Annotated in this window: 4 protein-coding genes and 2 pseudogenes; 2 read left to right on the plus strand and 4 right to left on the minus strand. The window is 29.7% G+C overall.

All coding sequences use genetic code 11. The features are described 5' to 3' along the window. From AAC024_RS15530 to AAC024_RS15545, 4 genes and pseudogenes are all read right to left on the minus strand, one after another. A pseudogene (locus AAC024_RS15530) lies at positions 1 to 627 on the minus strand (hypothetical protein); the annotation flags it as partial. 98 nt (positions 628 to 725) lie between these two features. Continuing rightward, complete coding sequence (locus AAC024_RS15535) at positions 726 to 878, minus strand: SsrA-binding protein (RefSeq protein ID WP_339896404.1); 153 nt, start codon at positions 876 to 878, stop codon at positions 726 to 728. Between the two features lie 523 nt (positions 879 to 1,401). Next, positions 1,402 to 3,219, minus strand: coding sequence for a M56 family metallopeptidase (locus tag AAC024_RS15540; RefSeq protein WP_339896405.1), 1,818 nt, complete (start codon positions 3,217 to 3,219; stop codon positions 1,402 to 1,404). Positions 3,220 to 3,221: 2 nt separating this feature from the next. Continuing rightward, positions 3,222 to 3,581 (minus strand): BlaI/MecI/CopY family transcriptional regulator, encoded by a 360-nt coding sequence (locus tag AAC024_RS15545; protein WP_339896406.1) that lies wholly within the window; start codon positions 3,579 to 3,581, stop codon positions 3,222 to 3,224. A gap of 193 nt (positions 3,582 to 3,774) precedes the next feature. Between AAC024_RS15545 and AAC024_RS15550 the strand changes: the two genes are divergently transcribed. Then, the gene (locus AAC024_RS15550; protein ID WP_339896407.1) at positions 3,775 to 4,725 is read left to right on the plus strand and encodes a calcium/sodium antiporter; all 951 of its coding nucleotides are present in this window, start codon (positions 3,775 to 3,777) and stop codon (positions 4,723 to 4,725) included. Between the two features lie 149 nt (positions 4,726 to 4,874). Beyond that, positions 4,875 to 5,984: pseudogene (locus tag AAC024_RS15555) on the plus strand (acetamidase/formamidase family protein). The last annotated feature ends 18 nt before the right edge of the window (positions 5,985 to 6,002 follow it).

The following is a 6,002-nucleotide window of genomic DNA, read 5'->3' on the forward strand; positions in this document are numbered from 1 at the left end:
AATTGCTAATTGCTTTTGTGCTTCTTCTCTAACTTTAGCAATAGAATCATTTTTTCTTTTTTCGGCAAATATTTTATCCTGCTCTTTAATAACTTGAGCAATGGAATCTTTTTTTGCTTGTACAATACGCTGTTTCCTTTGTTCTTCTTTGGCTTTTGTAATAGAGTCGTTTCGCTTTTTTTCTAACAACTTTCTTTTTGCTTCATATTCAATTTTTGCAATAGAATCTATACGTTTCTGTTCTATTAATTGCTTCTCTTCTTCAGCTTGTCTTAAAATGGCGTCTGCCTTTTCTTGTTTTTGCTCTCTTTCTTGAATTGCTTTATCTCGTTGCTCTTCTTCATGATTAAAATATAAATCCATCATTTGTTCATTCACAAATAAATATTGGTCTTTAACGAAACCAACGAAATCTTTATATTTAATTTTATAGGTGTAGTTGCCTAAATAGCTAGTTACTAGGCATTTTTCATTCTCTTTAAATTCAGCAATAGTTTGAGATGCCTTAGTTGAAGTTTGATATAGGTTTCCGTCTTGAGAAAACTTAGTTGCAATACTGGCTTCTTGTCCAAATAGATTTATAGCGAAGCTAAGAAATATTATTAATGGATAAATATGTTTAACCATGGGTGTGCGATTTGTGGGGGCTTTTGTATTAATGTGCTAATGTAATATATGAAAATTTCAAAACACAAAAATTAAGCCGAAATGCTAATTTTAACCTATCAATCTAACGCATTTCTAGTTACAAACCATCTCCAACCAATAATTGCCATTTGCAATTTAGTGGCTTTGGCTAAATCTAATTGTTTTTTAGAATAACTGGGTAAGACTAATTTATTAACCTTTGCTAGTAATTTGAAAACTTCTTTTTTCACTTTTATGTTTTATTAAAGGACAAAAATAGTAAAACTTATTCTAGACTAAGTTTTACATGCTTTTTGGTTCAAATAATTGAAATAATAAATAGTATCAAGAATAGTATCATGTCAATTACAATTTTGGCAAGTATTATCATGTTTTAAGGTTTAAAGGTTAGTAAATAAGATTAGTTATATCAATGTTTTTTGAAGATATATATATACTAATATGTTCACCAAACGATTTCATGAAAATCGATGATTTTGATTGCTGATTTGTAATCAAAAAGATGTAATTGATTTCGATATTTATATGCCACTCTTAAATAAAGTTTCAATTTGTAATTAATAATTTAATTTATAGTACAAATTTGTAATAATTATAAGGTGTTTTTTAGAAGTTATTTAAACTTCAAGGGGTATTTTGCTTTTGAAATATAGATTTTAGTATGTTTCATCATTTTAGGAATTGTAAAAACAAAAAAAAGACGCTCAATTAAGAGCGTCGTTTTAATTAATAAAATTTTATATTTTTTACTAACTAATTTTTGGTTGTAATTTCAACAACACCATTTTTAGCTTTGTCTCCATACTTTTTAAGAGCTGCATCTCCTTTTAACACATTCACGGTTTTAATATCGTCACTATCTAATGTTTTAATGTCTTTTCCATCAACGATTTTTCCATTAATTATAAACAATGGTTCAGTACCATCATCAGTTTTAATAACAATTTTTTTACTGTCATTTTCTTTACCAATAGTTTTTACTTTGTAAGCTTTACCATGTTTGTTTTTTTTAACAATAATAATATCTTCTTCCTCATTAACACCATCATTATCTACAATAATTTCCACAACTCCATCGTTTTCTCCGTTTTTAATTACTTCAACTTTTTTAATGCGCTTAGTAAGCGTGTTTTCATCTTCATCATCAGTTATAAAATGAACAGAATCACCTTCAAGTTTAAAAACATTATGTTGGCCATCATCAGAAATAAAAATAGCTTTAGTACCCTTTCCAGATTTTTTTACTTTATGAACACGGTCACCGTCTTTAATAATATAGGTCACCACATTTTTTTTCATGATACCGTTTCCAATAGAAATATTTTTACCATTTTTACCAAATGAAATTCTTATTGGAGCTATACCTTCATCAGAGCTTATTTGATAATTAGCATTAGAGTCTTTCGAATAAGCATCAATTTTAATTGCAATTATTTCATCATTGGCATTTCGTTTAACACCCTTAAACTTTAATGTTATGTCTTTGTTTTTTACTTTTTCTGTGAGTTTATCTAAATCGGTATCAGAGGTTGTTTTAGTAATAATATATTCTACTAATTCTTTATCTGCATCAAGGTTTGATTTATAATTATTAACTGGTGGTATTTGTAAATTTGCCTTTTTATTTGAGTTTGTCTTAACTATGGGTTTTTCATTAATTTCAAATTCTCTAGATTCTAAAACATCTAAAATAGTATTTGGAAGTATATCATTTACTGGTTCATGTTTTTCAACATACATTTCTTTAGTATTAAAACTCATTAGAAATATCGCTAGTAATGGTATAACTAGTGCATATTTAAATTGATTAATTTTCTTTGATTTTGATTTTTGTAACATAACGATTCGTTTTTTGATTAATGAATTATAAAAATTGTTGCTTAAAGCCAATTGATGAGATGGCGCACTCGTTTTAAGTAAAGTATATTGATATGCTTTTTTACACACAGCGTTATTTACCGTATCATGATCTGCTAGGAATTCTAAATTTTGTTTTAAATCTTTCTTATATAGCCATATAAACGGATTAACCCATAGTACAATACATGCTAAATGTGTTAATAAAATATCCATGCTATGGTATTGATTTACATGCACTTTTTCATGAGCAATAATCTGTTCCAACTCTGTATTATTAAATTTTTCAGGATTGAAAACAATCCACCTAAAAAATGAGAACGGAGAAATATTAGCTTGTGTTTTTACATAAGTATATTTACCACGTTTATCTTTTTTATGTCGCATTATAACTAATGCCAAAGAAGTAACCTGAATAAGAAACCTTGTAAAAAAGAACGTAACACCTAAGCCATAGACTATCATAACATAATCTGACATTTCTAATCCAGAATTAGCGGGATTTGTTGCGTTTTCAAACGTAAAGTTTGATACATCAACAGGTATATATTCAATATAAATTGGAATAACAACCATCGGGATAGTCAAAGAAACTAACAACCCAACCAACAAAAACCATCTGTTACACCTAAAAAACGTATCACGTTGTAATAGTAGTTTATAAAACATGTAAAAAACAGCAATAACGGCACTCGCTTTAAGTAAATATTCCATGGTTATTTGTTTTTTTCAATTAAAGCAATAATCTCTTTTAACTCCTCAACACTTATTTTTTCTTCTTTTGCAAAAAAGGACACTACATTTTTATAAGAGTTGTTAAAATAATTGTCAATAGCCATATTCATAAACCGCTTTCTGTAATCTTCTTTTTTAACAATAGGGTAGTATTGGTGTGTTTTTCCATAGGCATTATAAGCTACATAGCCTTTGTCTTCTAAGTTTCTAATAATTGTAGAAAGCGTATTATAATGCGGCTTTTCATCTTTAATTTCTGCAAGCACATCCTTCACAAAAGCCTTTTCAAGCTTCCACAAAATATGCATAATTTCCTCTTCTTTATTTGTTAATTTCTCCATAGAAAATTATTTTTTTCATTCCCGTGTAGGCGGAAATCTCATTATTTTATTTCTTATTACAAACCTATAACTATTTTTGTAGTTATACAACTATAACAGTAGTTATTTAACTAAATTTTAAGTTTTCAAAAAAACTTTTCGCTTTTCACCTTTCACTTTTCACTTTCATTTATCTTCGCAAAAAAATATATTTATGAGTATCCTTTGGGTTATCCTTGGTTTTATTTTGTTAGTAGTAGGCGGTGAGTTTTTAGTGCGTTCCTCTGTAGCATTGTCATTTAAGTTCAATATCTCTAAAATGGTTATTGGTATGACGGTGGTGTCATTTGCAACCTCGGCTCCAGAATTGTTGGTAAGTTTACAGGCGGCCTTGTCAGGTTCTCCAGCAATCGCTATTAATAATGTAGTAGGATCTAATATTGCTAACATAGGTTTGGTGCTAGGTATAACAGCTATGGTAGGTTCTATAGCCGTAGATAAATCGTTTTACAAGCTTAATTGGCCAGTGATGATGGTGTTTTCCATTGTGCTCTATTATTTTTTGAAAAACGACAACGTTTTAACAGCGATTGAAGGCGGTATTTTATTTACTGGTTTAATAACATTCTTATTTCTATTAATTAGAAACACAAAAAAGGATAGTGTAGTAGAAGATGTAGACGATGCTTTATCAACAGTTTCTAACTTTAAAATTGGTTTATGGTTATTAATAGGAGCAGTAGCGCTTTATTTTGGTAGTGAATGGCTTGTTTTTGGTGCTAAAGAAATTGCGATGGCAGTAGGTGTTAGTGATGCTGTAATAGGTGTTTCTTTAATTGCGATAGGTACTAGTGTTCCCGAGTTAGCAGCTTCAGTTATTGCTGCGGCAAAACAAGAAAAAGCAATTTCGTTAGGGAATTTAATAGGCTCAAATATATTTAATATTGGATCGGTTTTAGGTTTAACAGCTATGGTGACACCAATTCGTGTCACCGAACCACAAATTTTATCGAGCGATATTTTTTGGATGCTTGGTTTTTCAGCAGTTTTAATTCCTTTAATATTTTTACCAAAACGTTTTCAAATTAGTAGAGTTAAAGGTTTCTTTTTAGTTATTGGTTACGGTATTTTTATGTTCTTGGTGTTTACACATGGTAAGCTTTAATTTGCAATAAATTCACTTCTCATTCCTCGCTCTTTTTGTCTGTTACCACTTGGTGATGTAGATAATTGCTTGACTTTCTCATAAAAAAACGATATCTTCGTTTAACGCTTGATAAAAAACATTGAAACGATTTTTTATCAGTGAATCAGTTGGCATTAATATACTCAACCATAAAAAAAGCACTAAATTTCTTAACTTTAACTAATCATTCGTTCTTAAATTTCTTCGATATACGAACCAATAAATATCTCCAACTATGTATAGTTTTATTATTAATTTCTTCCTGTAAAAATGAAACACAAACTAAAGTTAATTCTGAAATTAAAGTTGTAGAAGAGATCAAACCTCAACATACACTAACTAAAGACCAAACACACAATAAATTTAGCAGCACTATTGAACCTATATTGAGAGTGAAATCTGGTGCTATAGTTGAAGCGTTTACGGAAGATGCATTTGATGAACAATTCAATATAAACTCTACAGTTGAAGATCTTAAAAATTTTAATCTAGACCTTGTGCATCCTCTTACTGGACCTGTTTATGTTGAAGATGCAAAGCCAGGAGATGTTTTAAAAATCACTTTACATGAAATTGAGGTTGGCGATTGGGGCTGGAATGCTATTGTTCCTGGATTTAGTTTTGTTGCAGATTCTATTGAAGGATCATATTTAAGAACTTATAAATTAGGAAAAGATGTTACTCATGTAAATTTTAAAGACAATATTAGACTTGAATTAAACCCATTCCCTGGAGTTATGGGAGTTGCACCAGCAACCACAGAATTATTGTCTACCATTCCACCAAGAGCCAATGGAGGAAATATGGACGATCCAAACATGACTAAAGGTACTACAGTATATTTTCCAGTTTTTGTTGAAGGTGGCTTATTTTCTATTGGTGATGGGCATGCTTAACAAGGTCATGGTGAAGTTTGTGGTACTGCTATAGAAGTTCCTTTACGTGTAATTTATGAAATTGAATTAGTAAAAAACAAAACCATAAAAGAGCCTCAATATGAAACTGACGATTATTATGCAACAACAGGTTTTGGAACAACTATAGATGAAGCAGCTAAAAAAGCCACATTATACATGATAGATTATTTGATGACTGAATATAAACTTACTCAGTTAGAAGCTTACGCTCTTTGTTCTTTATCTGGTGATTTAAAAATTGCTGAAACTGTTGATGTTCCTCATATGCTAGTGACTATGCATATATCCAAAAATATTTTTGAAGATGATAAGAAAGATTAGTTTCACTAATTATACACA

Source organism: uncultured Algibacter sp. (assembly GCF_963976535.1).
In the GTDB taxonomy this organism is placed as follows: domain Bacteria; phylum Bacteroidota; class Bacteroidia; order Flavobacteriales; family Flavobacteriaceae; genus Algibacter_B.

Excerpts from the sequence above, each read along its gene's own strand:
- AAC024_RS15540 (WP_339896405.1), bottom strand. The coding sequence starts at position 3,219 with ATGGAATATTTACTTAAAGCGAGTGCCGTTATTGCTGTTTTTTACATG.
- AAC024_RS15550 (WP_339896407.1), top strand. The coding sequence starts at position 3,775 with ATGAGTATCCTTTGGGTTATCCTTGGTTTTATTTTGTTAGTAGTAGGC.
- AAC024_RS15545 (WP_339896406.1), bottom strand. The coding sequence starts at position 3,581 with ATGGAGAAATTAACAAATAAAGAAGAGGAAATTATGCATATTTTGTGG.